Below are 26,900 nucleotides of genomic sequence, written 5' to 3' on the forward strand. Positions count from 1 at the left end.
TTTAGTTTTACTCAGTCAGGGACAGCGACCCCTGTACCTAAATATTCGATTCAAAGGTCTCAGTAACAGTTGCCTTCGCTAAACCCTGAGCTGCCCGCACCATTACCTCGGTACCCTCAGGCAGATTCCGCGCGTCTCGCACCAACTCACCCGAAACGGTTTGCACCACGGCATAACCTCGCTCCAAAGTGCGCTGGGGCGAGAGAGCCGTGACACGCGCTCGCAACTGGCGAATATTTTCATGGTGGCGTACCACTGAAGAACGTGCCGCTGTCAGAGCGCGCGAGCGTAGACGTTCCAGGTCTTCTTCACACGCCAACAAACTGGTGCGAGGAGCCAACAGAACCGGGCGGGATTTAACCTGGGCAATACTGGCACGTTCATTGCCGATAAAATTCTGAACTGAACGTTCAACAAAGGCACGCGCCTGGGTGATACGCGCTTTTTCTTCTGCAACATCGGGTACCACCCGCTTGCCTGCATCGGTGGGGGTGGACGCGCGCACATCGGCTACATGGTCAATGAGGGGGCTATCAGCCTCGTGCCCGATAGCTGACACCACAGGGGTGCGAGCAACAAAAAGGGCACGAACCATTGCCTCTTCGCTAAAAGGCAGTAAATCTTCTAGAGAACCGCCGCCGCGAGCAATAACGATAACATCAACCTCTGGGTGCGCATCGAGTTCGCTGAGAGCCTGGGTCACCTCTCTCAGCGCGTGAACTCCCTGAACCGCTACCTCTCTGACCTCGAAAGCAACTGCTGGCCAACGCAGAGAAGCGTTACGAATAACGTCTTTCATCGCATCAGAATCACAACCGGTAATAAGACCGATACGATGCGGCAATAGTGGCAGAGGTTTTTTGTGCCGCTGGTCAAAAAGCCCCTCGGCAGCTAAAGACTGCTTGAGCTTTTCAATGCGTTCCAGCATTGAACCGGTGCCCACCGTCCGCAAATTGCGGCCGTGCATGGAAAGCCTGCCTGTTTTCACCCAGTAATCAGGTTTGAGTTGAATGATGACGCGCTGACCGCGTTCTAATGTACCCTGAATTTTCGCGGTTTCTTGATCGAAGAGAGTAACCGAGACTGATATCTCCTCATCTATATCGCGCAAGGTCAGGTAGGTGACGCGGGCGCGCTTGTTCAGCTCAATAATCTGGCCCTCAACCCAGGTAGGAGATGCTTTCGCCACGTGCTCGTGAAGTTTTGTCGAAAGCAATTTGAGGGGCCAAGGATTCTCCGGCGACGTAGACCCAGCAGTGGGAGCTAACTGCCGGTGAGCGTTAGGCACCTGCACCTGATATGGTGATGGTTCAAAAGAAGAAGTCATACCTATAGCCTAACCAGTCAGACTGACATTTTAGCCTGCTCACAAAACTAAACGTACAAAAAATAAAAAGTGATGTGTTGCAGAGCATCTAGCAAGTTTTCAGTAACTACCAGTAGATTAGGTGGCATGGCACAGCAGAAAAAACACCCCCCTCTTGAAGCGACACAGGTGCTTCCACCTGGTGATTACTCGCATTTCACTACAGAGGCGCAGGCAGCAAATACCGACGCGACCCTGCCCATGCCGGTACGCCGAGATGCACCTGATGTTCGTGCATCTGAGAAGACAAGTGCGGAACAGGTAGCCTTTTCTGCTGAAGAAACAGTGCCTTTTACCGCCGAGAGCACCCAACCGTTAGCGGCGCATCGGGTAGTAGAGCCTCAGACTTCTCCCGCGCGTCCTAAAGTCAGCAAACTTGAAAACCTTGAAGCCTACGGCGATGGTAACTGGGGTAACCCCAGCGTTCAGGCACCCCCGCTGCCAGTTAGCTACCAAATAGCCAGCCAGCCATCAGCTCAGCCTACGGCAGCATACAGGGCACCGCAGAAAGTACCTGTCTACGCACCACCCACCCAGCCGGCAGTATCGGGGTACGCCTCACCGGCATATTCGCCGCCCACTTATGCGCAGCCTCAGGTATCACCGGTGCGCGTACCCGCCCGTAAACCTCGCTTTTCAGCCCTGCGTAGACTACTGTGCGTTTTGCTCGTGCCCGTATTCTTAGCCTTGGGATCTGCAAGTGCCCTTGCCTACTGGGTTCAAAGCACCATCATTAACCCCGCGAGCTTTAAGGCGCTAAGCGCGTCGATGGCATACGACACCGAATTCCAAGGCAATCTTGCCCGCGCTGCTGCTGATGACTTCATGAACTCATCCAGTGCCACAGCAATCTTGGGAGACGGCAATTCAACTGCCTGGTACGGGGGCGCTCAAAACTGGTTGCACAATCAAGTCAATACCGTTGTACACGATTCTGCCCAAGCGATGGTGAACCACGATTCTTACCCGAAAGTATGGGAGACCGTTATGGCTGATACCCATGCTTACCTGTTCAACGGTGAACGCAAAGCCGCTGCTATAGACCTCAACTACTTCTACGATCAGCTGGATGCGTTTGTGGGCAAACCGCTGGGGTTTGACCTCAATGCGGACGCGGATCAGCGCCTCATCTTGCTCGATGGTGCTGAGGGCGGGTACCCCATCAATGGTTTCGTGCAAAGTCTCATGAATTTTGCTGATAGCTGGCAGATTCTTACTGCGCTGACCATTGCCGTGGGCGCGTTTATGTTCGCTCTGTGGCCCGGCCGCCGACTGCTATTTGCCGCAATAGTTGGTTTCTTGGGTGCTGGCATGCTGACGCTAGGGGGAGCACTTGCACACAGTTCTGCTTTCGGCACTGACGCTTTCAATATTCCCACCAGCACCGGTCAGACCTTCGTGCAGCAGCTGATTTCAACGTTCACCTACTCCTTGGCGTCTTTCAACAATTCCCTAGCCGGTACTGTTGCTCTGGTCTCGGCGGGTCTGCTGGTGCTAGCTGTGGTAGTAACTGCCGTCAGGGGCATCACAAGGCGTACCGCATAGGCGTCAAGAACCTTTAGAATGGAGATTATGTCTGCACCTGTAGAAAACACCTCGATTTCCCTGGGACTGCCCCGCGTTCCCAAAGTCCGCCGTACCCGCGAAGATGTTGAAGCCGCTGCGCCTGTGAACGGAGCCAAAAAAGTTCTGTTGGCAGCCCCTCGCGGCTACTGCGCTGGCGTCGACCGCGCTGTCATCGCTGTTGAAAAGGCTCTGGAGCATTATGGTGCCCCCGTATACGTGCGCAAGCAGATTGTGCATAACCGTCACGTGGTAGAAACCCTTGAAGCGCAGGGCGCTATTTTCGTGGACGAGGTGGAGGAAGTTCCTGAGGGTTCTGTCACCGTTTTCTCTGCTCACGGTGTATCACCCGCTGTGGTGAACGCCGCTGAGGAACGTCAGCTGAACACGATTGATGCCACCTGCCCGCTGGTGAATAAGGTTCACCGTGAGGCTGTGCGCTTTGCCAAGCAGGACTACGACATTTTGTTGATTGGTCATACCGGTCACGAAGAAGTTGAGGGCACCGCGGGCGAGGCACCTGAACATATTCAGATTGTGAACTCCCCTGATGAGGTAGAGCAGGTAACTGTACGCGATCCTGAAAAGGTGGTGTGGCTTTCGCAGACCACTCTCTCGGTGGACGAAACCTTAGAGACCGTGGGGCGGTTGAAGGAGAAGTTCCCGTCGCTGCAGAACCCGCCGTCCGATGATATTTGCTATGCGACCTCTAACCGCCAGGGCGCTATCAAGGAGATCGCTCCCCAAGCTGATTTGGTAATTGTAGTGGGTTCCACTAACTCCTCGAACTCGGTGCGTCTAAAAGAAGTTGCCCTTGAATACGGTGCCAAGCAGGCATACTTGGTGGACTTCGCTCACGAAGTTGATGAAGCCTGGTTTGAGGGGGTTGCCACTGTTGGTGTAACCTCTGGCGCGTCCGTGCCCGAGGTGCTGGTGCAAGATGTGCTGAACTTGCTCTCAGACTACGGTTATTCTGATGTAGAACCGGTAGAGACCGCTACCGAGGACATCCTCTTCTCCCTACCCAAAGAACTGCGCTCAGCGCTCAAGGGTACTGCCGAAAACCACTTAGGTGGACGCGGTGCGAAGCCCATGCGCTAAAGCTCGCTTACCAGTTACACCTATAAAACTGCCGCCCTCTATGACTTAGAGGGTGGCAGTTTTATATGCGGTTGGTCTTATCTACAAACGGCGTGCATTCAGTATCTGCGGTTTAGAACAGGTCACCGAGCTTGTACACAATAGCGCTGAAAGCAGCCAGACCAGCGATTACCACAAAGACATTGGTGAGCTTGCCACGGTAGGGGGCAAGAACCTCAACTTTGTGAATAGCGTACATCGGCATCAAGAACAGCACCACAGCCATGATGGGGCCCACCAGGGTCTCGATCAGACCTAAGATGCTGGGGTTGAGAATCGCTGCAATCCACACGCAGAAGAACAGCACCACCGAAACAGCGAGACTGACCTTGTTCTTAGAAATACCCTTTTCTTCGGTCTTGAAGTTGGAACGAATGATGCCCATGGCACCCTCGTGTGCGCCCAGCCAGTGACCGAAATAGGACGATGAAATCGCGGTAATCGCAACAATCGGTCCCAGAATTTCGATGAAGGGAGCGTCCAACTCATTAGCCAAGAAAGAAAGAATTGGAAGGTTCGACTCGCGAGCTTCTTGCACGCCCTCGCTGCCCAGCGCCAAAACGCAGGACCACACGAAAATCATAGTGAATACTACGAGAATGGTAGAGGTCGCTCGCAGGATCTGGCTTGCTTTTGCTGCTGATTGCAGACCGTAGCGTTCGCGCATTGACACGGAGAACTGCGAAATAGCCGGTGCATGGTAGAAGCTAAAAACCAATACGGGGAGCATCAGCCAGAAGGTCAGCGTGAAGTCGCCGAGACTGGGAGCCTGCGAGAAGCTGTCAAAAGACCAGCGCGGAATCAGGTAAACAGAAACAGCCAGCAGAATCAGAATCAGCGGGTAGACCAGGGCGTTGGTGATGGTCAGCATGATTTTCTGGTTCATCAGCATGACGCCGGTGAGAACTGCAACCAGGATGCCCGAGAGCAACCAGCGGGGCCAGGGGGCCATGCCCAGCTGGTTCACCATGACTGAATTAACGGTGTTGGTGATACCTACGCCGTAAATCAGAAGAACGGGAAAAATGGAGCAGAAGTACAGAACTGTGAAAATACGTCCAATGCTGACGCCAAAGTACTGCTCGGTGAGGTTGGTGATGTCGCTATCTGGGTTCTGCGAGGCGCACACCATGCGAGAGAGCGCACGGTGCGAGAAGTAAATCATGGGCCAAATAACGATGGTTGCCAAAAGGAGCGGCCAGACGCCACCGGAGCCAGCGTTGATGGGCAGAAATAGGATGCCTGCGCCAATAGCGGTACCGAAGAGGCTAATAGTCCAGGTACTGTCGCTTGCGTTCCACTTGGGTTTAGCGGGAGCATTCGGGTTCATCTCAATGGCTGCGGTTGAGGTATCTGAATACTCGTGGGGTGTTTGTGATGAGCTCATCAGAGTCCTTTTTATTTAATAGTGGGTGTATAGTGGGGGATCTTCCCCAGCTCACTATCTCTGAGACTAGCGCAGAATGAATGTAAGCCCAAACACTGCTAAGTGTGTCTTATGATGTTGGAGTTCAGACTAAGAGTAAAGATGACGATAATGGGTACAGTACGAGTGAAATTGCTATGTGAGCTGGGAGGATAACGCTGTGCCCTATCTATTTTTGATACTGGCAATTGCTGCTGAGTTGTTGGCGACCTCGCTACTAAAAACGACGGAGGGGTTCACTCGACTTCTACCCACGCTGGGATGTCTAGCCCTCTACGGGTTTTCTTTTTTCGCTCTGGCGAACGTTGTGAAAGACATTCCGGTGGGTGTCGCCTATGCGATGTGGAGTGGGCTGGGCACCGCCGCGATTGTGGCTATTGGTGCTGTTTTCTTGGGTGAGCCGGTCACGGTGGTGAAAGTTGTGGGCGTGTCGCTGATTATCGCCGGGGTTGTCATACTCAACGTGGGCGGTAGCACCCACCAAGCTGCTGGCCCTGCGACAGGCATCCTGGAAACCGTTGGCACCCCACCACCAACCCACTAATCAAAAGGCTGGCTGGGGTAACTTGTCACGGGGCGCTACCTACAACCAGCCGTTTGCTTCTGCCTTGCGCGCGGCATCGAAACGGTTTTCTGCGCCCACCTTTGCGATGGCGTTCGAGAGATGGTTGCGTACCGTTCCTTGGCTGAGATGTAGCTGCCGGGCAATGCTCGCCACAGATGCACCGTCCTGAGCTGCTATCAGTACATCGCTCTCACGGTCGGTGAGTGGGCAAGCTCCTACCGAGAAACTTTCGGCAACCAGCGCAGGATCAACTACTCTCAACCCTGCATAAACCTTACGAATGGTCTCAGCTAGCTGGGCGGCGGGAGTGTCTTTGACAATGAAGCCTGAAGCACCGGCTTCTAGTGCGCGGGAGAGATAACCCGGTCTACCGAAAGTCGTCACTATGAGGGAGCGGGTAGCTACCTTGCGTTCAGTAAGTTGCGCGGCGACCTCAATGCCGGTCATTCCCGGCATTTCTATATCGAGGAGGATGACGTCCGGCTGAGTTTCCTGCACAAGATTCAGCACTTCATCGCCGCGTCCGCAGGTTCCTACAAGCTCAATATCTGGTTGTAAGGAGAGCAGCGTACCCAGAGCTTCACGGATTAGCTGCTGGTCATCGGCTATCAGAATTTTAATCATGGCTTGCTTTCTGTGGTGGGCGCTGACGGAATATCTGGGGTATCTTGCCCGTTCATTGTCACCAGCAGGCTGGTGTTCGGGTGGTGGGTGAGAATGAGGTCGCCGCCTGCTTCAGTCACCCGATTTTTGAGCCCGGTAAGTCCCTCGCCCATCACAAATTCACCGGTTGCACCGTCATCTATTATTTCAAGGCGTTCGGCAGTGAGATTAACCCAGCAGTTCTGTGCCGATGAGTGCCGGACGATGTTCGTAATCGCTTCTCGTAAAACCCAGCTAAAGAGGGCAGCATTGTTTCCTGCCTTTGTGGCGTCCGCTGGTTGAGGGAGGTGGGCGGTGATTTGGGCTGTTTCGAGTGCCCGGTATGCTGCTTCGATCTCGCCGGCGAAGTCGGGGCGTTTGAGTCGGGTGACGGTTGCTCGGACCTCTGCCAGCGCGGTGCGCGACAGCTCAGCGACCTGCCGCATTTCCTGGCTTGCTTTCTCTGGCTGGGTTTCAGCGAGCGCCGATGCCAACTCGGCTTTGAGGCTGATGACTGTCAGCGTGTGCCCGAGAATATCGTGGACGTCGCGGGCGATGCTCTCAGCCTGTTGCGCTTGGGCAAGTTCCTCTTCTTTGCGCTGATGCTGGTCTGACAAGTAGCTGAGTATCGCCATGAACACCACAAACCCGGAGCCGGCAATAAAACCAAAGCCGCCTGCTTCAAATATCTGTGGGAAGAATACCAAGAGAGTGATGAAAGAGAGGACGGTGATAGAAATTCCAACGCGAATACCCAGTAGCTGGGGTTCATGAAAGCACCATAGAGCCACAAAGTAGGTTGTACCGTAGAGAACCCAGGGCCCTAGAAAGAAGGTCAGACCTCCTAAGGGAAGAAGCAGAAGCAGGCTCCAGTAGAGGGTTTTCTTGACCGGGTTGGGTGCTGTCAGAAGACGGTAGGCGCCGAAAGACAGAAGATAGGTCAAAGAAAAGATTAGGAAACAAAGGAGTCCTAGCCCCTTAGATAGGGGGCTGAAAGAATCGTTCTGCATCAGGTAAAGGATAGGGTAGACCTGAAACACCAGCCAGATTCCCGAGAAACCTGTGGCTACCTTATCGAATTCTTTGAGCGCTGAGAAATTCACTGTTTTATTCTCCTATCGATATCTAGCCTAGCCTTAGCGGCTGCGGGCACGGTGACGCAACAACCAGGCGCTAAGAACAAAGACAACACTCCAGCAGAGGAAATTGAGGACGGCGTATTCCAGCGGTTCTGTAACAAACCAATTGACTGCATCCGTGGTCACGGTATCGCCACCTGTGAAGAAGTAGCGCGATAACTGAGTGACGCCGTAGAGGGGCGTAAAACGGGCAAATTCTAGGAGGCTGGGGGAAAGCGGGCTGAAGGTCGTGCCGAAAAAGCTAAAGAACACGAGCAAGCCTGCTGCCACCGAAATGGCACTGGGATTTTTGAAGATACGGGCAAAAGCGACCCCGTAGAACACAAAGATAGAGGACGCTAAGAAGGTTACTAGCGCGCACAGTATCTGCTGTTCAAGCGGTATCTCTGCCTTGGTGAATCGTGCAATGATGTTTACACACAGCACTGGAAGTGCAGTTGTAACTAGAGCCCGAGCCACCTGAGCGAGCAACACTTGCTTGCTGGTTAGGGGCGTTAGCGCAAGCTGCCTGCCCCAGCCCGACTCAATCTCAACTACCGATGATGCAGAAGCAGAGACAGCGCCCGAAACAGCACCGTAAACAGCCATACCAATCATCACATAAGCTGCGGCGTTACCCTCACGAAAAGCATACTCACCGTAGGTCTGCATACCACCAAAGAGCAGGTAGAAACCTACCGGCATGATGATGAGATAGAAAACGCCAGAAATATTGAAGAGCGACTGTTTGAGATCAAAGCCGATGAAACGAAGAAGGCACATGGGAAAAACTTTCAGGAGGGGGAGGTTACTTAGAAGGGTTGCCTGTCAGCTTGGTGAAAACATCAGCCAAGCTGGGCTGAATCACCTCAAGATTGCTGATAGATTGCCGGGGCAGTAGGTAGGTAAGAAATTCTTCAACGAGAGCGCAACGCAGAGTGTACCGCCCATCAGCGCATCTCAGGTGAGAAATACCCCAATCATGAGTGTGCTGCTGGGTCAGTTCCAGGGGAGCGGTGTCGTCCAGATTAAAAGAAACCTCACGAAAACCCGCCCGTGCCCGCAGATCCTCTAACCTTCCATCGGCAACGAGCTGACCATCTGCGAGCACAAGAGCCCTGTCTGCAAAATCTTCAGCCTCTTCTAAATAGTGGGTTGCAAAAATGATGGTCTTACCGGTTGCGGCCTGCGCTCGCATAGAAGACCAAAAGGACGCGCGGGCATTGACGTCCATACCGGTGGTTGGCTCATCTAAGATCAGTAGGTCTGGGTTGCCCAGAAGCGCAAGAGCAAAACGAATTTTCTGTTGCTGGCCGCCTGAGCACTTGCCGATTTTTCGGCGGGCGATATCTGCGATACCGGCTGTTTCTAACACCGCTTGTACATCGGGTGCGTGGGGGTAAGTGGCGGCGACCATCGCAACCTGGTCTTTGACCGAGAGGTCTTTGAGCAACCCACCCGATTGCAAGACTGCCGTCACCTGCGAGTTCTGGATGGCGGCACGCGGGGCAGTACCGAAAACGGTCACTGATCCGGAAGCAGGGGAGGCTAGCCCCAGTAGCATGTCAATGAGAGTAGATTTGCCCGCACCGTTTTCTCCGAGCAGGGCAACAATCTCGCCGGGGGCAATACTAAAGCTGACATCTCTGACGGCATCGACTGTGCCGCTACGGCTGTGAAAGCTCTGGGACAGGTGAGAGGTGCTCACCGCTGCGTACCTGGTTACTGTGTTCATGGTTCTAGTCTGCCGGCTACTGGCAGGGGCTAAGAATGTCAAAAGTCATGACTTGCCCCTGACAATTGTCATAGGTTCCACCGGTCGCACGAGCTGGTTACTGCCAAAGTACAAGCAAACTCACCTGTGCGGTGGCGGCTGAAAGAAGCGTGCCGCGCGTCCCGCCTAGTAAACTAGGTGCTAAGAACACCCTAAAACAAAGGTTATTTTTCCGTGGCTCTCACTATTGGTATTGTCGGTCTGCCCAACGTTGGCAAGTCCACCCTCTTTAACGCACTGACCAAAAACAACATTCTGGCAGCGAACTACCCCTTCGCAACCATCGAACCGAACATCGGTGTGGTGAGTCTGCCCGATGAGCGTCTGGCTCGTTTGGCTGAGATTTTTGGGTCGGAGCGTATTCTGCCGGCTACCGTCTCCTTCGTTGATATTGCGGGTATCGTTCGCGGTGCATCAGAGGGCGAAGGCTTGGGTAACCAGTTCTTGGCAAATATCCGCGAGGCGCACGCTATCGCGCAGGTGGTGCGTGCTTTTGATGACCCCGATGTGATTCACGTGGACGGCAAGGTTGACCCTGCCTCAGATATGGAAACCATTAACACTGAGCTGGTACTGGCTGATTTGCAGACTCTTGAGAACGCTATTCCGCGTCTTGAGAAGGCTGTGAAGATTAAGAAGGGCGACCCTGCTCAGCTTGAGGAGTACCAGAAGGCTCAGAAGATCTTGGAAGGGGGCGATACCCTGACTTCCAAGCAGGACGAGGCTAAGCTCGACTTTGCTCTGTTGCGTGAGCTGAACCTGCTGACTACCAAGCCTTTCATCTATGTTTTCAACTCGGACGAGGGCGTGCTGGCTTCTGAGGAGAAGCAGCAGGAGCTGCGCGATATGGTTGCCCCGGCTGAGGCTGTTTTCTTGGACGCGAAGTTGGAGGCTGACATGGTGGAGCTTTCTGATGAGGAGGCTCGCGAGATGCTGGAAATGAACGGTCAGGACGAATCCGGTTTGGATCAGCTGGCTCGCGTTGGTTTCTCAACTCTTGGTTTGCAGACCTACCTGACCGCTGGTCCTAAGGAAACCCGCGCTTGGACTATCGCTAAGGGCGACACCGCGCCTCAGGCTGCCGGTGTGATTCACACTGACTTTGAGCGCGGCTTCATTAAGGCTGAGGTTGTTTCTTTCGCTGATCTGGACGCTGCCGGTTCTATGGCTGAGGCAAAGGCTAAGGGCAAGGTTCGCATTGAAGGTAAGGACTACATCATGGCTGATGGCGACGTGGTGGAGTTCCGCTTCAACGTCTAACCCGCAACGGTCTGAAGTTTAGGCGGTCGGCTACTGCCAGTAGGGGAGCGGTCGACCGCCTTTTTGCGTCCTCTGGGGGCAGTAATCTCGGCTCTTACTTTTGGGTGACCTTGGCGATAGACTGATTTCATGCTATCAACGGTCATGATATTCAAGGTTTTAGGAATATCTTGGTTCATGAGTATGTTGGGATTGACAGTGAAGTTGTGCGTGATGTGATTGAAAACCATCTACCTCAGCTACAGGAAGCCTTAAAGGATTACCTGAGTACAGGCCCCCAATATTAGCGAGAATTAGTGGAATGTCGCTCTAATGTTTAAGGTTTTCTCCACGGTATCGGGGCGGCTCTAGGCCCGAGAAAACTAGCCATCACCCCACCGCTCTGACCGCGCACCTAAATACTCAGCGTCCTGATAAATTTTTAAGATTCGGTGTGTTGTGCGCCTCCCCTTAGGTGGGTTTGGCATAATGAGTGAACACTATTCACCTATACAGATGAGGTACATGATGAAAACTCGCATCGCATTCATTGCTGGCGCTGGCCTTGGTTACGTGCTGGGCACACGCGCAGGTCGTTCACGCTACGAGGAAATCAAGAATCAGGCATCCGCCGTGTGGAACGACCCCAAGGTTCAGGACGGTCTCAAGACCGCGCAGGAGACTATCGCTGAGAAGGCGCCCATCGTAGCCGAAAAAGCGAAGGAAGCTGCCGCTACCGCAGCTGAGGCAACCAAGGCTAAGGCTGAAGAGGTTAAAGAAAACCGCGAAGAAGCTAAAGCTGAAAAAGTTGCTGAAAAAGAATCTGCGAAAATTGAAAAGAAGGTAGACAAAGAAATCGCTGAGGCAGAAAAAGAAGCCGACAAGATTCGTAAAGAAAACGAAAAAGCTAAGAAGAAGGCTGAAAAGATCGCTGACGAGGCACCTGAGGACGTCATCTCAGACCCCGCAACCGCAATCGAAGATGAAGGTCCCATTAACAACTAAGGTCACCTTTTGAGCTTTTGCCTTAAACAGCAAAACCGTAGCGCCGAACAGATGAAGCGCTACGGTTTTTTTACCCCGTAGACGCCTATAGGATTTTGGTAGGGTACTACTGATGACTTCACCCGAGAATATTCTTTTGCGACTGAGTCCGCGCGATGAGGCTTATGTTTACGGTCTTTTTGATGAGTTGGAACAGAGGGGCTTTCCTCGACAACACCAGACGCCTCATATTTCATTGACATTCGCTCCTACCCTAGAACCGCGTGTGGTGGAGCTGGCTCAGCAACTTTTGCCGCCGGTGATTCCCGCTGAGATGCGCAGGGTAGGTTTCGTGACCTTCGGTATTAAGCGTAAACAGACAGTTGCCTGGTTATTGGAGGCTCCCACTGAGCTTGAGGACGTGGCGCAGCAGCTCAGTTCTGCCAATCCCGAGGGGCGGGGCGGGCGTTGGGTTCCTCACCTGACCATGGGTTTGCGGCTACCGCGGGAGGTCGTACCCGATTATATTCGCGCCCTCGACGAATTGACTTCACCCCACGTTAAAAGTCTCACCGCCGAGCGAGCGGTCTACTGGCGTCCTGCTGTTCAGCTGGCGCAGGTACTTACTCCCTAAGGGTGTCTTTCCTCAAAAGCTCACTGCACACGGTTTCGGGTGGGCGGTTGTTTGCACACCCGGTAGAATGGGGAGAGCCTCTACACACAGATGAGATAGGAAGAAAGCTATGGCTGATACTTTGCCCGCTTGCCCCGAATGTTCAGAAGATTTCACCTACGAGAACGGCGATCTGCTGGTGTGCCCTATGTGCGGCCACGAGTGGAATGCTGATGCTGCAGAAGATTCAGTGGATGCATCCACCAGTGTAGTTAAGGACGCGGTGGGTAATGAGCTTGTTGATGGCGACACCGTAACCATCGCTAAGGGTTTGAAGGTTAAGGGCGGTGCTGATATCAAGGCTGGCACTAAGGTGCGCGGTATTCGCCTGCTGGAATCTCCTGTGAACGGTCACGATATTGAGGCTAAAGTACCCGGTGCCGGGCAGATGTACCTCAAGTCATCGGTTGTAAAAAAGGTCAGCTAACTTGCTGCGATATAGCTAAAGAGCACCATGTACAAGGGTCGGTAGAGAAATCTACTGGCCCTTGTGCGTGGGTTGGAGAAAGATTAGTTGATAGGCAACCCTGAAGAGTAGATTTTGAGAACTCCAATGGGCAGTGGACCACCGTAGATATGCGGGAACAGTTCTTCTTCCCCGTCGTCCGGAGTGCCGGGTTCGAAGCGCACGGTGAGCTGGTGATCTTCAAGAGAGGTATCGTCGATGGCGAGAATGATGATGTCATCACGGTCGCTGTAGTGGGCACTCCAGACGGTACGCACCTGCTCAATGGAGGCGCACGCATGAACAAAGCCATCGGCGGTCAGTGGTGTATTGCGCGTTGAGAGGGCGTACTCACCGTCGTGTTGGGCAGCTGCGTAGTCTTCGGGAAGGGCAATATGAAAGAGCATATTTTCAGTGTAGCCCGGTTGCGCTGTTCTTACTGTGAAACAAAAACTGTTGCGAGTGCATGCCGCGGGTAAAGTGGGGCGTATGCACCCTACTCTTGAACTGATGAATGCCCGCAAGCGCAGTGGTTCTTTACCTCTGAACCGTGATGATGATTCCCGGCTTGTCCTAGTATTGGAGGGCGGCAGTTCCCGCGCTGCTTACGGCGGGGGAATGGTGGGGGTGCTCGAAGAATTAGGTTACCTCAATGTCTTTGACGCTGTGTACGGTACAAGCGCCGGTGCTTTGAACGCCGCCTGGTTTTTGTGTGAGCGTGCCAACGCCAATATGCACGGTTGGTGGGATCCTGAGTCGATGAAAGCTGCCATTAAAATCAGTAACTTTTTCAGGGGTAAACCCGTGGTTGATGGGGATTTACTCATCGATCATGTGTACGTGAACGTCACCGAAATGGGCTTTGAAGAGGTGCTCTCTTCGCCCATTGAGTACCACCCTATAGCTACGGATGCTGATACCGGCGAGAACACAGATTTAGCGTCGCTGATCCAAGACCTCAATTCTCTTAAGCGCGCCATGAAATCAACCGCGCGCATCCCGCTACTTTCAGGTCTACCTGTTGAGCTTGCAGAGCGACGTTTTATCGACGGCGGTATGACCGAGAATGTACCTATTGAGACCGCTTTGGCGCAGGGCGCTACGCACGTGCTGGTGATTCGCACTAAAGCACCCAGCACCGAGCTGGCAACCACTAACAAATATACCCAGGCAGTTATTGCCAGGTGGCTAGCTAAACACGCACCGGGGGCTGTTTCTGCGTGGGAGGCACGCAACCGCCGCAAACAAGAACTTGAGGTTCTGCTGCAAAAAGAGTCTGCGCGCGTGCTGCAGGTCGCCCCGCCGCATGATGCACCGAGTATTTCGATGACCGACTCAAACCCGGCAATCCTTAAACAAGCGGTAAATATTGGTAAGGATGCGATGCGCCGGGCACTACACGAGGGCACGATACATCTGAAATAAGCCCTTATATTTACTGTGCTAACGTAATACCGGTGTGGCAGGGACTATGCTTATAAGGGCGAAAAATGGCGAAAGGTCTCATGCAGATGAAGTGGTTGGTTTGGGCAGTTGGCGTACTAGCTTACGTCTTGGCGGTCATCAACAGGTCATCGTTTGCTGCACTCGGCCCGGTGGCTCAGGAGCATTTTGGTGTTGATGCCACCGTTCTTTCGTCTTTTATTACCGCGCAGCTGGTGGTTTATGCGATGGCGCAGATACCCGTGGGCGTTGTGCTTGACCGCTGGGGTGCGCCCGCCCTGGTGACAGCTGGCATGGTGAGTATGAGTATTGGTCAGTTTCTGCTGGGTAATGCAGAGACTGTGTGGGGCGCTGTTCTGGCACGTCTGCTGGTGGGTATGGGGGACGCCTGCATTTTCGTTTCGATGATCAGGCTCATCTCTGAGTGGTTCTTGCCCCGCCAGATTCCCGTCGTTAACCAAATTAGCGGCAATATCGGCCAAATGGGTCAGGTTGTTGCGGTCACCCCCCTCGTGGTTTTAGTGCAAACAACCAGCTGGCAAACCGGCTTCACTGTCCTGGCAGCTTTGTGTCTGCTGTGTGCCGTAGCCGCTGTATTCTGCCTGCGCGACAAACCCCAGCAACAAACTATTTTTCAGAAAATTACCCACAAACCCGCGTCCGTATCGAGCAAAAGTTTTCATTCCACCGTTCTCAACGCCCGCCAATCGTCACCCATCACTGAGGCTTTACCCATTATTGGGCCCAACTCATCGGGTATCGCTAAGGCGCTGAAATCGTTGCTCAAACGCCCAGGAATCCGCATGGCTTTCTGGATTCACCTTTCGCTGTGTTTCACTGTTTTTAATTTTACCCTGCTGTGGGGAACCCCTTTTATCACCGGTGGTTTGGGATATACCGAAGCTAACGCTGCCTTTTTGATTACCACCATCATCGTGACCCTGCTCGTTTTTGGTTTCTTTGCCGGCAGCATTCTCAGACGTTTTACCCGCTACCGCGTTCACATTGCAGTCGGTGTGGCAACTATAAACCAAATCTTGTGGGCAATCGTCCTGTTTTTCCCTGGTACACCACCGCTGTGGTTACTTACCGTTCTGGCGGTAGCCTTGGGCACCGGAGGGCCAATCTCAATGGTAGCCTTTGATGTGGTGCGCTCGCACGCTCCTTTGACCCAGCGCGGTGTTGCAACAGCAATAGCGAATATGGGCGGGTACACCGGCACCTTCGTCATGATGTTCGTGGTGGGTCTGCTCCTCGACATTCAGGGTGCAGGTAACCCCGAAAGCTATGCCTTGCAGCCCTTTAAAAATGCCATGATGGCACAGCTTGTTTTCGGTGTTATCAGCATCCTCGTTATCTGCTGGGAATACCCCAAAGCTAAGAGGTACCTCAACAGTAAAGGTGTGTACCTCTAAAGATAGTAGGCGCTATAGGCAGTGTTGGCAGTTAGCTTAACCCCTCGCGTGCGCTTGTGCTTATACCTTGATGGGAGTCACAATAAGAACATGGCTGATATTACTTTTGATGGAACTCCCGTACACACCACCGGCGAACTGCCCGCAGTGGGCTCAACCGCTCCGGCATTTTTGACCGTCAACACTGGTCTTGAAGACGTCAGTGCTGAGACCTTCGCCGGTAAAAAGATTGTTCTCAACATCTTTCCGTCTGTTGATACCGGCATCTGCGCCCAGTCGGTACGCCAGTTCAATGAGGAAGCTGCCGGTCTAGAGAACACCGTTGTTGTAAGCATCTCGCAGGATCTGCCCTTTGCGCTGGGTCGTTTCTGCGGTGCTGAGGGCATCGAGAATGTGGTAGCTACTTCAGCTTTCCGTTCGTCCTTCGGTCAAGACTACGGTGTAACCATGACTGACGGTCCGCTCAAAGGTCTGCTGGCGCGTTCGGTGGTTATCATCAACGAGGGTGGCGAAGTAACCTACACCCAGCTTGTTCCCGAAATCAAGACCGAACCGGATTACGAAGCTGCTCTCAAGGCACTGAAATAAACCCGTACCTCTGATGTTTAGCCCCGGTTCCAGAATAACCGGGGCTTACCTATACCCCTCACAGGTGCCCTCAGAACACCAAGGGTAGAAAGAGAAAACCATGGCTGATTCTAACGAAACCTCACCGGCGGAGCGTACCGCTGACCCCAACTACCGTTCTGTCACTGTTGAGCGTGTTGGTCTCAAGCACTACCGTGCAAGGGGAGCTAACGGAGCTACCCTCGATTTTGGCCAGGGTGAGGGTCTGCTGACCCCCGTAGAACTGCTGCTTGCAGCTGTTGCCGGATGCTCATCGGTAGACGTGGACATAGTGACCTCCCGTAAAGCAGAACCCGAGAATTTCTCGGTGCAGTCCTCAGCGCTGCGCATTGAAGAGGAGGGCGCGGTTCGCCTCGACGATGTTGAGGTCAGCTTCAAGGTCACCTTCCCTGCCACCGATGAGGGAGCTAAAGCTCAGAGTATGGTAGATCGTCTTATCAAACTTTCGGCAGAGAAAGACTGCACTGTTTCTCGCACCGTTGAGCACGCTACCCGGGTAGAGTTCATCAACGAAAACCCCACCAGGGGGTAGCTTCTACCGGGCACCACAACCTCACCTGCGGGTTGTCATTTCATGGGGGGCGGATGCATCTGCCCCCCCCTGCGTGCCCACAGCGGGTTGATGCCAGCCACATTTGTACAATAAATCTCAAAAGTAGCTATTGAATGTACCACCCCGGTGGTAGTCTAAAGAGCAGCTTAGGGGGCATAAGTAAAACTTATGAAGCTCTCTTTATTCCTTTCACAGCAAATGGACGTAACTTTCTATGGCATCTCATTCAGCGCCAGTGGAGACACCATCGGTCACCACTGACGACAAAAACCTCAAGCGCGGTCTGGCAAACCGCCACCTGCAAATGATTGCAATCGGTGGCGCTATTGGCACCGGGCTCTTCGTGGCATCCGGCTCAACCATCGCTACCGCTGGCCCTGGCGGTGCCCTCCTCGCCTATGGTTTGATCGGCATCATGGTACTGCTACTCATGCAGTCACTGGGTGAAATGGCAGCGCACCTGCCTATTTCTGGTTCTTTCCAGGCGTACGCAACCCGCTACGTTTCACCCTCCTTCGGTTTCGCCATGGGCTGGAACTATTGGTTTAACTGGGCGATTACCCTTGCCGCTGAGCTCGTTGCTGCCGGCATCATCATGGCATTCTGGTTCCCCAACGTGCCCGGATGGATCTGGGCGGGCGTATTCCTCGTTGTTCTCACCGCACTGAACGCCCTGAGCGCTCGCGCCTACGGTGAGGGCGAGTTCTGGCTGGCAACCATCAAGGTTGTTACCGTCATCGTCTTCTTGATTGCTGGTGTCGCCATGATTTTTGGTATCTTTGGTGGTCACGGTGAGGGTTTTGCTCACTGGAGTGAGGGAGATGCTCCCTTTGTAGGCGGCTGGCTTTCCATTATCTCTATCTTCATGGTGGCTGGCTTCTCCTTCCAAGGCACTGAAATGATTGGTGTTGCTGCGGGTGAAGCTGAGAACCCTCGTCGTGATGTGCCTAAGGCTATCAAGAGCGTGTTCTGGCGCATCATGCTGTTTTACATCGGTGCTATCTTCATCATCGGTACCCTCGTGGTCTACACCGACCCTAACCTCTTGCGATCGGACGCCACCGATATCGCTTACTCACCCTTCACGATGGTGTTTGAGCGTGCAGGTCTTGCGTTTGCTGCTGGTTTGATGAACACCGTTATTCTGACCGCGATTCTCTCAGCCGGTAACTCGGGTCTCTACGTTTCATCACGTATGCTCTACGGTCTGGCGAAAGAGGGGCAGGCGCCCAAGATTTTCGCTCGCGTGAACAAGGCGGGTGTGCCCATTCCTGCGTTGCTCATGACCGCAGCTATCGGTCTGTTTGGTTTCTTGACCGCCATCGTTGGTACTGGCTCTGCCTATACCTGGCTTATTAATATCTCCGGTCTTTCGGGCTTCATTGTCTGGGTGGGCGTTGCGATCTGCCACTACCGTTTCCGCCGTGCTTACGTTGCGCAGGGCAATGATGTGAAGGACCTTCCTTACAAGGCACCCCTGTTCCCGCTGGGACCGCTGGTTGCTTTGTTCATGTGCGTCATTGTTATTCTCGGTCAGAACTACGAGGCTGTGTTTGCCGGACGCGGCGCTGAGGTTCTGAGCGCGTACATCGGCTTGCCCATCTTTATCGCTGTGTGGCTGATTCACAAGGCAGTAACCAAGTCTAAGACTGTTCCCCTGGACCAGATGGACGTCACCGGCTTGGATCTCACCAAGTAGGCAACACCAGCCTTACACTCAAAAGGTCTCACCTATCCTGCCCAGAGTTTTCTGTGGGGAATAGGTGAGACCTTTTGGTTTTACCCCGTAGGGCTGTTTTTGCGCTTCATCTCGATGTCAGTATCGTAGGCGTGCTCAGTGAGAGTCTCACCCGCACCGTCGTAAATATTGATGACTTTTTCGATATACTGAGAGTTTTTCAACGCGAGCTTAGGAATTATCGGCACCCGCTTCAAAGGTTTTTACCACCAAAACAGTGGAGAAAAAGGAAAGCACGAGAAACCCAGCAACGCCGCTTCTGTCAGACTCAGCATGCCGGTAGCGGTCAGTCCCACCGCGGCTAGCATCATCATCAAATCTGCGCCCAAGAGAGTGTGTTGTTACAAGGTGCGTGCTGGCGGTAAATCAGACCTCTTTACGCAGCCGTAGACGGATATCGAATTTCAGACCGATAGTGAAGAGCATGAGTGTGATACCCGAATCACCCAGCTCGGTGATAACACCCCAGCTCTTCATAACCGATGAAGTTCAGAATCAGCCCGCCGACCATAAACCTAACAGGGGAGTAAGACTCATCTTTTTGCCAGCAAACCGCACAGTACTGGCATCACCAAATAGGGAATGTAATGCGATATATTTATACCCTTTTACAGACCGTACTGAACGGGAACAATGCCTTTCTCGGCGGCGTATTTGAGGTCTTCGAAGTCAGCGGTACACTGTTTCGCGTAACCTTGGGACCACTGCGCCAGCGCCATATCGAGTGGCTTACCGCCCTCGGCAAAAATCGCGATATCGCCAATGCGATGCGACTGGGCATGGGCGCGTGCCAGCAAGGACGCGCAGAGCTTCGCGGTTGTTTTCAGCCCGTCAGCATCGAGGGCAGCTAGGTTGATGGAACCCTTCATATCGCGGAACTGGCGAATGTAGTAATCGCGCGGTAAACCATCATGCCCAGGAATACGGTCAACCCAACCCAAGAACATATCAGATTGCGCTTGCAAAACTTTCTGCGATGCCACTACCCGGTAGCCGTTACCGCGAATCTCGCGTCCACCCGGAATATGCGCCTGCGCACCCTGCCTGCCGTAGCTGTAAAGCACCGATGTCTGCGCCTCTTTGATCTGCAAAAACAGGGGAGCGCGGTTAATATCTTCAAGCAAGGAAATGTAGCAGCGGGTGCCCACAGAACCAACACCTACCACACGCAGCACCTGATCTATCTCGGTGAAACTCTGCAAAAGATAACGAATTTCGCTGGACGCGCTGTTCACATACTGACTCCACAGTTGCTCCCTCACCTCATTGGGCAGGGCATCTGAGTGCATGGTCAGCGGCGGCTGATCCACAATGCGGTGGCTACCGTTCTCTTCTTTCACCGCGAACTTCGCCAGCGCCTGCGCTGAGTTACGGGTACGCGCCTTATTCGTGACCTTCTCAAACTGCTTGCGCGCTTTACCCTGATCCATCGCGTCCACAATGCTGTCGGCATTCACCGAATAGTAGAAGCGGTCAAGCGTGCTGAGCTCCAGCATTTGAAGTAGCGTCTCGCGGTAGTACTTGGAGGTCTTGCGGGTAATCTCGAACGCCGTAGACTTGCTCTCTTTATTATCAATGGCCGCCAAATAAACGGACGCCATCAGCCGCTTGAGATCCCACTCCCACGGTCCGTAACCCGCTTCATCAAAATCATTGAGGTCAAAGAGTAGCTTGCGCTCGGGGGAAGCATAAAAACCAAAGTTCGAAATATGCGCGTCCCCGCAAATGAGCATACTGACGTTCGAGGTGGGCACCGTCGAAAGATCAGCAGCCATCGTTCCGGCAGTACCGCGATAATACGCAAAAGGAGATTCCAACATGCGCCCCATACGCACCGGCACCAAATGCGCCAGGCGGGTCTGGTTCTGTTCCAACAAGATATCAAGCGGAGCGCGCTCGCGTTTTACTGGCTCTGAGAGGGCAGCAATATCGGATTTAGAAAGCACAGTGAACGCCTTTCGCACAGGGTAATGAGGGGGTACTTCTAGCCTATCTGCTGGGAGCATTCAGCGGTTAACCGGCACTGAAAATGTGACGGATGCACAGTGTTGGGCAGGCGCGTGTGGGCTAGAATTGGTGAGGTTTTTTATTTGGGTCAGCGCGGTGAAGGCGGGGCAAACAGTGGCTAAGTTATATTTTCGGTACGGTGCGATGAATTCGGGTAAATCTACCGCGCTGTTGCAGGCTGCTTACAACTATGAGGAGCGCGGTCAGCGGGTGTTGCTGGCTAAACCCCGCGTAGATACTAAGGGCGATACCGAGATTGTTTCGCGTCTGGGCGTGACCCGCCAGGCTGATTTTTTGATTGGCTCTGGCGATAGTGCATTGGAGCTTTTCCACGAGGCTGCTGAGCAGGCAGAGCACGAACACGCTGATGAACGCATGCACTGGCATCTACCTGTCTCTTGTCTGCTGGTTGATGAGGCGCAGTTTCTGACTATTGAGCAGATTGATGATTTGATGCGTATTGCGGTCACTGAGAACATTCCGGTGATGGCGTACGGTATTCGCACTGACTTTAGAACCCACGCTTTTCCCGGTTCGGCACGCCTGCTCGAAATTGCCCACACGCTAGAGGAACTGAAGACTATTTGCCGGTGCGGACGCAAGGCGATGTTTAACGGTCGCACTGTAAACGGGGTCTTTATCTTTGAGGGCAGCCAGGTGGCAATCGACGGGGTACACGTGGGTTACGAGTCACTGTGCGCGTCCTGCTATCTCGAAGAATCGGGTGGAAAGCTGAGCCAGTAGCGCTAGGGCAGTACACCCGGTCTCTTAACTGGATGGGCGGACGCGCACTGCCGCTGGCGCGGTCAAATAGAAGAACCGCCCGGTGGTTTAAGGCGTCCACATTACTACCTACATTTAGTGAGGTCTAAGAGCCCTGCCACGGCCGCCCATGTGCTCTGCTTAAAGAGGCAGTACCGTTATCAAAGTGAACTCTCATAGTGCTGTTGACATGGTCTCTTGATTTTCCGCAGCAAGTATTTTGGCATGGGTTACGGTGTGTCAATGGCAAGAAGAGCCGCCAGATTGTGTGTCTGGTGTGCGAGGCTTTTGAAATATACGGGGATGATTCTCAAGTAAAAAGTGTGGTCTCTAACGCTAACCATTACTTTTTGAGGTAACCATGAAACCCCTTGCAGCCCCTTCGCTGGCTCTATTGAGCATCGCTGTTCTGGCTGGTCACGGCTCTAACGATACCGCTGAGTCAGCAGTAACTGACGCCAGCTCGGTAGTAAGTTCAGCTGCTGCTATGCCTTCAACTGAGGCTTCAATGGAGTCATCAGCATCCGCTTCAGCATCAGAATCCAGCGATTCAGCAGTTGAGTCTGTTGTTCCTGCCGGCGATGACAAGGGCTTCTCACTGATTACCGTCTCAAGCGCAACCACCGAAGGCAACAAAGCAGTCGTGGACGCAATCACTCAGCCAGTGACCGACGCTGAATAAGCTTCACAGCTTCTAGCAGCTCTTTCGGTTTGAAAGAGCTAGCTGATAACAAAAATACCCGCACGGCTGAGAGGTTGTGTGGGTATTTTTGTGCTTAACCCTTGAGGACGTGAGGCTGGTGCTACTACGTCTCTTATGGGACTTTCTACAATCCAGCGCGAGAGAGATAATCTTTCATGCCGGGAACGGTGAAAGCGATTTTTCCGTAGGCGGGGGAGTAGATGAGACCCTTTTCAATGAGGGAGCTGCGCAGGATGCTAGTACCCGAAGCGGGCTTCTTTAACTGGGTTGCGATGTTCTCGGTTGCTACGGGCGAGCCCATGCGCAACTATGCCAGCACCGGGGCAGGATAGGGTTTGAGCTACCAATCGATCGAGCATTTACTTCTAAAAACTTATAGTGAGTTCTAAAAATAATTATAGAACTGGCTAGAACTTTTTAGAACCTCTGGGGCAAGGGTAAGGACTACGGTCTCCTGCGCCACTTTGTTCTTACCAAGCGGCAGGGCAACAGGCCGTGTTCAGCTGTGAGAGGGGGCAGCTCGTTAGCTTGGCGACACATGATGGGGCTGAGCGCTACCTAGTAGACCTGTTGGTTGGGTATCTGGTCTTGTAGCATATGAGATATAAGCTTAATGACCTCAGAATCCAAGGTTCTGATGGATAAAGTACTGGAACATAAAACCGAGCCCCAGGCTGTGTTTGACCATTATGATGCCCATGATCTGCGGGTTTTTGGATCGGTTGCCAGGGGAGACGCTGGTAGCGAGAGCGACATCGATTTTATGGTGTAGTTGCGTAACCCGGAGCATCGGTTTTTGATGCGTATGGGTGGTATCAATGAGCTGTTCCGTCAGATTCTCGGAGTTGATGTGGATGTTGTTGTTCCTGAGATTCTTTGTGAGAAAGTCTCGCAAACTGAGGCTTATTCAAAAGTAAGGAACCACCCCGCACCCACCAACTAGACAACGACCCCACCAGCGGCAAAAAATTGAGGATAAATCACTACAAATATTCTCAAAGCCACACCGGAAAAGACCGTTGCCACACCAGCGTCCAACCGGGCTGACTGCCACGTAATTCGCCACGCTATACACAACCCTCACTCACCATCTCACCTGGGGCAAACCAGGCGGTAGACCCCCAGCGCTCACCCTAGCCCAAGGACTCAAAGCCACCTTGCTCTATCACCGCCACAACCTCACCGAAGAGCTCTTAGCAGACCTCTTCGGCACCTCTGAGCCAACGATATCGCGGGGCATCAACACCATCGAACACGCCTTAGAGAAAATCCTCTCTCCACTGAATTGACCTTTGAGAGAAAGTCTAAAAGTCCCTGGCTCATTGGTGGTTGATGGGACACTCATACCCATCTGGAACTGGCGTTCATTAGGTACAACAAATTTCTCAAGGCAAGCACAAAAAAGCTGGTTTTAATCATCAGGTTATCTGCACGCTTGACGGTAAACTCTTAGCGATGACAGACCCGTTACCTGGGGCTAGGCATGATGCATATTGCTTCAAGGAGCACGGGTTGAATCGGTTCCTAGATTCTTCGACTTTGGCTGATAAGGGCTATATCGGGCTAGGGCTGGTGACACCGAACAAGAGGCCTGCTGGTGAGAAACTAGGCAGGAATCATAAGGCAGTGAATCGTCAGATCAATAGGTTGCGTTCGGTCGTTGAGCAAGTCATTGCAAATGTTAAGGCCTGGCGTGTTTTGCACACTGGGTTCAGGCGGCCGTTGGGGTCTTACCGGCGGGTGTTTTCTTCTGGTGCGGGGGTTGGTGTTTTTTGCGGCTGGGGAGACTTTTGAATAAGCCTCTAGATTAGTGGGCCCCCACGCTCCTCGCGTGAAGGCCCAGCCACTCTTATATTTTATTCAGTTATTGAAAGCGCTTTTTGCAAGCTTCTCGCTTACTTCAAGCCCTCCACGATCTCATTTAGCGTCTTTGACGGGCGCATCGCGTCGTCTGCCTTCTCTGTGTTGGGCTGGTAGTAGCCGCCAAGGTCAACAGGGGAGCCCTGAACCTCAAGTAGCTCAGCTACGATCTGCTCTTCTTTCTCACCCATAGCTCTAGCCACGGGAGCGAACTTAGCCGCCAGATCTGCGTCCGCAGTCTGCTGAGCCAGCTCTTCAGCCCAGAACTTCGCCAGGTAGAAGTGCGAACCGCGGTTATCCAGCTCACCGGTCTTACGTGACGGGGACTTGTTCTCGTTCAAGAAAGTACCGGTTGCCGCGTCCAGAGTGTCCGCCAGAACCTGAGCCGCAGCGTTGTCGTAGTTCTTCGCCAAGTGCTCGAACGACGCAGCAATCGCTAAGAACTCACCCAGTGAATCCCAACGCAGGTGGTTTTCCTCCACCAGCTGCTGAACGTGCTTGGGTGCAGAACCGCCCGCACCGGTCTCAAACAGGCCACCACCATTAATCAAAGGAACGATAGAGAGCATCTTCGCTGAAGTGCCCAGCTCCAGAATCGGGAAGAGGTCGGTGTTGTAATCACGCAGAACGTTACCGGTCACCGAAATGGTGTCCTCGCCCTTGCGGATGCGGTCAATCGAAACCTGGGTAGCTTCCTCAGGGGAGAGGATGCGAATATCCAAGCCTTCGGTATCATGCTGGGGCAGGTACTCGTTCACCTTCTTAATCAGGCTAGCGTCGTGGGCGCGCTTTTCATCCAGCCAGAAAATAGCGGGAGTCTTCGAATCACGTGCACGGGTAACAGCCAACTTGACCCAGTCCTGAACGGGGACGTCCTTGGTCTGGCACGCACGCCAGATGTCACCGGCTGAGACTTCGTGTTCAATCAGCACGTCACCGGCGGAGTTCACAACCTGAACCTTGCCATCAGTGGCAATTTCAAAGGTCTTATCGTGTGAACCGTACTCTTCAGCCTTCTGAGCCATCAAACCAACGTTGGGCACAGTACCCATAGTGGTCGGGTCAAAAGCGCCGTTGACTTTGCAGTCCTCAATCACTACCTGGTAAACACCAGCGTATGAAGAATCGGGGATAACCGCCAGGGTGTCTTGCTCTTCATCGTTCTTGTTCCACATATGACCGGAGGTACGAATCATGGCGGGCATGGACGCATCCACAATAACGTCTGAGGGAACGTGCAGGTTGGTGATGCCCTTAGCGGAGTTCACCATTGCCAAATCGGGGCCCTCGTCAAGACCCTTTTCAATCAGAGCGCGAACATCGTCCTGAATGTCAGCGGGCAGTTCACCAATGCCGTCGATGATAGCTGCCAGACCGTTATTGCCGTTCAAACCAGCTTCTTCAAGAGCTGCGCCGTGCTTGGCGAAAAGCTCTGAGAAGTAAGCGCGTACTACGTGACCGAAAATGATGGGGTCAGAAACCTTCATCATGGTTGCTTTCAGATGTACTGAGAACAGTACGCCCTCTTCCTTGGCGCGCTTGATCTGCTCAGCCAAGAAAGCATCAAGCTTTGCCGCGTCAATGAAGGTACCGTCGATGATTTCACCCTTAAGAACAGGCAGGGATTCCTTGAGGATGGTCTCTGCGCCGTTTGCTGCAAGGTGCTTGATCACCAGGGTGTCGTCCTGCTCAAGAATGACTGACTTCTCGTTAGCCTTGAAATCGTCAATGCCCATGGTCGCTACGTTGGTCTTTGAATCAGCTGACCAAGCACCCATCTTGTGGGGGTTCTTGCGGGCGTAGTTCTTCACCGATAGGGGAGCACGGCGGTCTGAGTTACCCTCACGCAGAACAGGGTTCACCGCTGAACCCTTAACTTTGTCGTAACGTGCGCGGATCTCCTTGTCTTCATCGGTTTCGATGTCATCGGGGTAATCCGGCAGGTCGTAACCCTTTGCCTGCAGCTCCTTCACGGCAGCCTTGAGCTGCGGAACTGACGCCGAAATGTTGGGTAACTTAATGATGTTAGCTTCGGGCTTCTTCGCCAGCTCGCCCAGCTCAGCCAGCGCGTCCGGCTGGCGCTGCTCTTCGGTGAGATGCTCAGGGAACTGCGCAATAATACGACCAGCCAACGAAATATCGCGAGTTTCGATAGCAACACCTGCGCTGGTTGCAAAAGCCTCAAGAATGGGTTTAAACGAGTAGGTAGCGAGCAGGGGTGCTTCGTCGGTGTGGGTGTAAATGATCTTTGCCATGTAGGGGCCTCTCCCTTGAAGATTACGGGCAGTGTCGTCTCTTACATTACTCTATGTGCCTGTGCTCACTACAAAATGAGTTGTGAATTTTTCGTAATTTTTTGATCCATAAACCCTTGACTGGGTGGTGGCGTAAACTGGCGTGCATGAAAATTATTACGGTCAGCGCGGTGGTGATAGTGCGTGAGGACGGTTGGGTTCTTACCGTTCGTAAAAACGGCACCACAGGTTTTATGATGCCCGGTGGCAAGCCTGAGGCAGGTGAGGACGCGCGTACCTGCGCCCTGCGCGAGGTGAGGGAAGAACTGGGGTTGGTTTTAGAAAGTCATCAGTTGGCAGACCTGGGTGTTTTTGAAGCGCGAGCCTTGAATGAGCCTGACATGACGGTGCGTGCCCATGTATTTACCGTGCGAGGTCTTACCCCCGGCGTCCTAGATACTGTGCAGGCGGCGGCTGAGATTGCTGAACTCAAATGGGTGAACCCTGCAACGGAGCGCGAGAACCAGGCTGATTTGAACCTTTCGCATATTTTCCCTGCCCTGGTCTAGGGAAGTCTGCGCGTGGGCTTCATCAATGAGTCTCCAAAGAATTGCTTTAGGAGC

30 protein-coding genes and 1 pseudogene are annotated in these 26,900 nt (G+C 53.3%); 20 read left to right on the forward strand and 11 right to left on the reverse strand.

All coding sequences use genetic code 11. The annotated features are described in order from the left end of the window. Positions 1–37: 37 nt before the first annotated feature. The gene (gene xseA / locus JR346_RS03280) at positions 38–1,327 is read right to left on the reverse strand and encodes an exodeoxyribonuclease VII large subunit (RefSeq protein ID WP_205483181.1); all 1,290 of its coding nucleotides are present in this window, start codon (positions 1,325–1,327) and stop codon (positions 38–40) included. Between the two features lie 126 nt (positions 1,328–1,453). Here xseA and JR346_RS03285 point away from each other — a divergent pair, with 126 nt between their 5' ends. Then, complete coding sequence (locus tag JR346_RS03285; RefSeq protein WP_205483183.1) at positions 1,454–2,911, forward strand: hypothetical protein; 1,458 nt, start codon at positions 1,454–1,456, stop codon at positions 2,909–2,911. A gap of 27 nt (positions 2,912–2,938) precedes the next feature. Continuing rightward, positions 2,939–4,030 (forward strand): 4-hydroxy-3-methylbut-2-enyl diphosphate reductase, encoded by a 1,092-nt coding sequence (locus JR346_RS03290; protein ID WP_205483185.1) that lies wholly within the window; start codon positions 2,939–2,941, stop codon positions 4,028–4,030. A 112-nt stretch (positions 4,031–4,142) separates the two neighbouring features. On the opposite strand, the gene JR346_RS03295 is transcribed toward JR346_RS03290, so the two are convergent. Beyond that, the gene (locus tag JR346_RS03295; RefSeq protein ID WP_205483187.1) at positions 4,143–5,456 is read right to left on the reverse strand and encodes an amino acid permease; all 1,314 of its coding nucleotides are present in this window, start codon (positions 5,454–5,456) and stop codon (positions 4,143–4,145) included. Positions 5,457–5,655: 199 nt separating this feature from the next. Here JR346_RS03295 and JR346_RS03300 point away from each other — a divergent pair, with 199 nt between their 5' ends. Then, positions 5,656–6,039, forward strand: a complete 384-nt coding sequence (locus tag JR346_RS03300) for a multidrug efflux SMR transporter (protein WP_205483189.1) — start codon at positions 5,656–5,658, stop codon at positions 6,037–6,039. Between the two features lie 39 nt (positions 6,040–6,078). On the opposite strand, the gene JR346_RS03305 is transcribed toward JR346_RS03300, so the two are convergent. The 4 genes from JR346_RS03305 to JR346_RS03320 are packed head-to-tail and all read right to left on the reverse strand — an operon-like array spanning position 6,079 to position 9,528. Then, positions 6,079–6,684 (reverse strand): response regulator transcription factor, encoded by a 606-nt coding sequence (locus tag JR346_RS03305; RefSeq protein WP_205483190.1) that lies wholly within the window; start codon positions 6,682–6,684, stop codon positions 6,079–6,081. Next, positions 6,681–7,805, reverse strand: coding sequence for a sensor histidine kinase (locus JR346_RS03310; protein WP_204877112.1), 1,125 nt, complete (start codon positions 7,803–7,805; stop codon positions 6,681–6,683). Before JR346_RS03310 ends, JR346_RS03305 begins: the two co-directional genes overlap by 4 nt. 33 nt (positions 7,806–7,838) lie before the next feature. Then, complete coding sequence (locus JR346_RS03315; protein ID WP_204877111.1) at positions 7,839–8,603, reverse strand: ABC transporter permease; 765 nt, start codon at positions 8,601–8,603, stop codon at positions 7,839–7,841. 25 nt (positions 8,604–8,628) lie between these two features. Next, positions 8,629–9,528, reverse strand: a complete 900-nt coding sequence (locus JR346_RS03320; protein WP_240334003.1) for an ABC transporter ATP-binding protein — start codon at positions 9,526–9,528, stop codon at positions 8,629–8,631. 240 nt (positions 9,529–9,768) lie between these two features. On the opposite strand from JR346_RS03320, the gene ychF reads away from it, so the two are divergent. The 5 genes from ychF (at position 9,769) to JR346_RS03345 (ending at position 12,917) form a co-directional block, all read left to right on the forward strand. Beyond that, positions 9,769–10,854: a redox-regulated ATPase YchF gene (gene ychF, locus JR346_RS03325; protein ID WP_204877109.1), complete on the forward strand. Its 1,086-nt coding sequence runs from the start codon at positions 9,769–9,771 to the stop codon at positions 10,852–10,854. A gap of 149 nt (positions 10,855–11,003) precedes the next feature. After that, positions 11,004–11,141: a DUF86 domain-containing protein gene (locus tag JR346_RS10575; RefSeq protein WP_370592604.1), complete on the forward strand. Its 138-nt coding sequence runs from the start codon at positions 11,004–11,006 to the stop codon at positions 11,139–11,141. Positions 11,142–11,358: 217 nt separating this feature from the next. Beyond that, complete coding sequence (locus tag JR346_RS03335; RefSeq protein ID WP_205483195.1) at positions 11,359–11,838, forward strand: hypothetical protein; 480 nt, start codon at positions 11,359–11,361, stop codon at positions 11,836–11,838. 112 nt (positions 11,839–11,950) lie between these two features. Next, on the forward strand, positions 11,951–12,451 hold the full coding sequence (locus tag JR346_RS03340; protein ID WP_240334004.1) for a 2'-5' RNA ligase family protein: 501 nt from the start codon (positions 11,951–11,953) through the stop codon (positions 12,449–12,451). A gap of 109 nt (positions 12,452–12,560) precedes the next feature. Next, entirely contained in the window at positions 12,561–12,917 is a 357-nt protein-coding gene (locus tag JR346_RS03345; RefSeq protein WP_204877106.1) for a zinc ribbon domain-containing protein YjdM, read from the forward strand. A gap of 83 nt (positions 12,918–13,000) precedes the next feature. Here the strand turns inward: JR346_RS03345 and JR346_RS03350 are convergent, their stop codons facing one another. Then, positions 13,001–13,342: a DUF952 domain-containing protein gene (locus JR346_RS03350; protein WP_205483197.1), complete on the reverse strand. Its 342-nt coding sequence runs from the start codon at positions 13,340–13,342 to the stop codon at positions 13,001–13,003. A gap of 82 nt (positions 13,343–13,424) precedes the next feature. On the opposite strand from JR346_RS03350, the gene JR346_RS03355 reads away from it, so the two are divergent. The 5 genes from JR346_RS03355 to JR346_RS03375 all read left to right on the forward strand — a co-directional run bounded on the left by JR346_RS03355 (position 13,425) and on the right by JR346_RS03375 (position 18,672). Beyond that, on the forward strand, positions 13,425–14,360 hold the full coding sequence (locus tag JR346_RS03355) for a patatin family protein (protein ID WP_204877104.1): 936 nt from the start codon (positions 13,425–13,427) through the stop codon (positions 14,358–14,360). Positions 14,361–14,425: 65 nt separating this feature from the next. Continuing rightward, entirely contained in the window at positions 14,426–15,793 is a 1,368-nt protein-coding gene (locus JR346_RS03360; protein WP_205483203.1) for a nitrate/nitrite transporter, read from the forward strand. Between the two features lie 90 nt (positions 15,794–15,883). Continuing rightward, the gene (gene tpx, locus JR346_RS03365; protein WP_205483204.1) at positions 15,884–16,381 is read left to right on the forward strand and encodes a thiol peroxidase; all 498 of its coding nucleotides are present in this window, start codon (positions 15,884–15,886) and stop codon (positions 16,379–16,381) included. A gap of 100 nt (positions 16,382–16,481) precedes the next feature. Beyond that, entirely contained in the window at positions 16,482–16,952 is a 471-nt protein-coding gene (locus tag JR346_RS03370) for an OsmC family protein (protein ID WP_205483212.1), read from the forward strand. Positions 16,953–17,187: 235 nt separating this feature from the next. After that, positions 17,188–18,672 carry an amino acid permease gene (locus JR346_RS03375; protein WP_239478684.1) on the forward strand — a complete coding sequence of 495 codons (1,485 nt, stop codon included), beginning with the start codon at positions 17,188–17,190 and terminating at the stop codon, positions 18,670–18,672. Between the two features lie 80 nt (positions 18,673–18,752). Here JR346_RS03375 and JR346_RS10485 read toward each other — a convergent pair whose 3' ends face one another. Both JR346_RS10485 and JR346_RS03380 read right to left on the reverse strand, forming a co-directional pair. Further along, positions 18,753–18,875: a hypothetical protein gene (locus tag JR346_RS10485; protein ID WP_255521023.1), complete on the reverse strand. Its 123-nt coding sequence runs from the start codon at positions 18,873–18,875 to the stop codon at positions 18,753–18,755. Between the two features lie 444 nt (positions 18,876–19,319). Next, on the reverse strand, positions 19,320–20,657 hold the full coding sequence (locus tag JR346_RS03380) for a DUF2252 domain-containing protein (protein WP_204877100.1): 1,338 nt from the start codon (positions 20,655–20,657) through the stop codon (positions 19,320–19,322). A 175-nt stretch (positions 20,658–20,832) separates the two neighbouring features. Between JR346_RS03380 and JR346_RS03385 the strand changes: the two genes are divergently transcribed. After that, positions 20,833–21,462, forward strand: a complete 630-nt coding sequence (locus tag JR346_RS03385) for a thymidine kinase (RefSeq protein ID WP_205483213.1) — start codon at positions 20,833–20,835, stop codon at positions 21,460–21,462. 379 nt (positions 21,463–21,841) lie between these two features. After that, complete coding sequence (locus JR346_RS03390) at positions 21,842–22,162, forward strand: hypothetical protein (protein ID WP_204877098.1); 321 nt, start codon at positions 21,842–21,844, stop codon at positions 22,160–22,162. 145 nt (positions 22,163–22,307) lie between these two features. Here JR346_RS03390 and JR346_RS03395 read toward each other — a convergent pair whose 3' ends face one another. Continuing rightward, a complete protein-coding gene (locus tag JR346_RS03395) occupies positions 22,308–22,484 on the reverse strand; it encodes a hypothetical protein (protein WP_205483215.1) in 177 nt (58 codons plus the stop codon). A gap of 312 nt (positions 22,485–22,796) precedes the next feature. Here JR346_RS03395 and JR346_RS03400 point away from each other — a divergent pair, with 312 nt between their 5' ends. The 4 genes and pseudogenes from JR346_RS03400 (at position 22,797) to JR346_RS10585 (ending at position 23,977) form a co-directional block, all read left to right on the forward strand. Continuing rightward, positions 22,797–22,955, forward strand: a complete 159-nt coding sequence (locus JR346_RS03400; RefSeq protein ID WP_205483222.1) for a nucleotidyltransferase family protein — start codon at positions 22,797–22,799, stop codon at positions 22,953–22,955. Then, positions 22,956–23,126, forward strand: coding sequence for a hypothetical protein (locus JR346_RS03405; protein ID WP_204877096.1), 171 nt, complete (start codon positions 22,956–22,958; stop codon positions 23,124–23,126). A 193-nt stretch (positions 23,127–23,319) separates the two neighbouring features. Beyond that, positions 23,320–23,472 (forward strand): annotated as a pseudogene (locus JR346_RS10580) (transposase family protein); the annotation flags it as partial. A 91-nt stretch (positions 23,473–23,563) separates the two neighbouring features. Beyond that, complete coding sequence (locus JR346_RS10585) at positions 23,564–23,977, forward strand: transposase family protein (RefSeq protein ID WP_205483835.1); 414 nt, start codon at positions 23,564–23,566, stop codon at positions 23,975–23,977. Positions 23,978–24,078: 101 nt separating this feature from the next. On the opposite strand, the gene JR346_RS03420 is transcribed toward JR346_RS10585, so the two are convergent. Continuing rightward, positions 24,079–26,298 carry an NADP-dependent isocitrate dehydrogenase gene (locus tag JR346_RS03420; protein ID WP_205483226.1) on the reverse strand — a complete coding sequence of 740 codons (2,220 nt, stop codon included), beginning with the start codon at positions 26,296–26,298 and terminating at the stop codon, positions 24,079–24,081. A 146-nt stretch (positions 26,299–26,444) separates the two neighbouring features. Between JR346_RS03420 and JR346_RS03425 the strand changes: the two genes are divergently transcribed. Further along, complete coding sequence (locus JR346_RS03425; protein WP_240334005.1) at positions 26,445–26,846, forward strand: NUDIX domain-containing protein; 402 nt, start codon at positions 26,445–26,447, stop codon at positions 26,844–26,846. Positions 26,847–26,900 lie beyond the last annotated feature (54 nt).

The sequence above is a fragment of the Rothia sp. ZJ932 genome (assembly GCF_016924835.1).
Lineage (GTDB): Bacteria > Actinomycetota > Actinomycetes > Actinomycetales > Micrococcaceae > Rothia.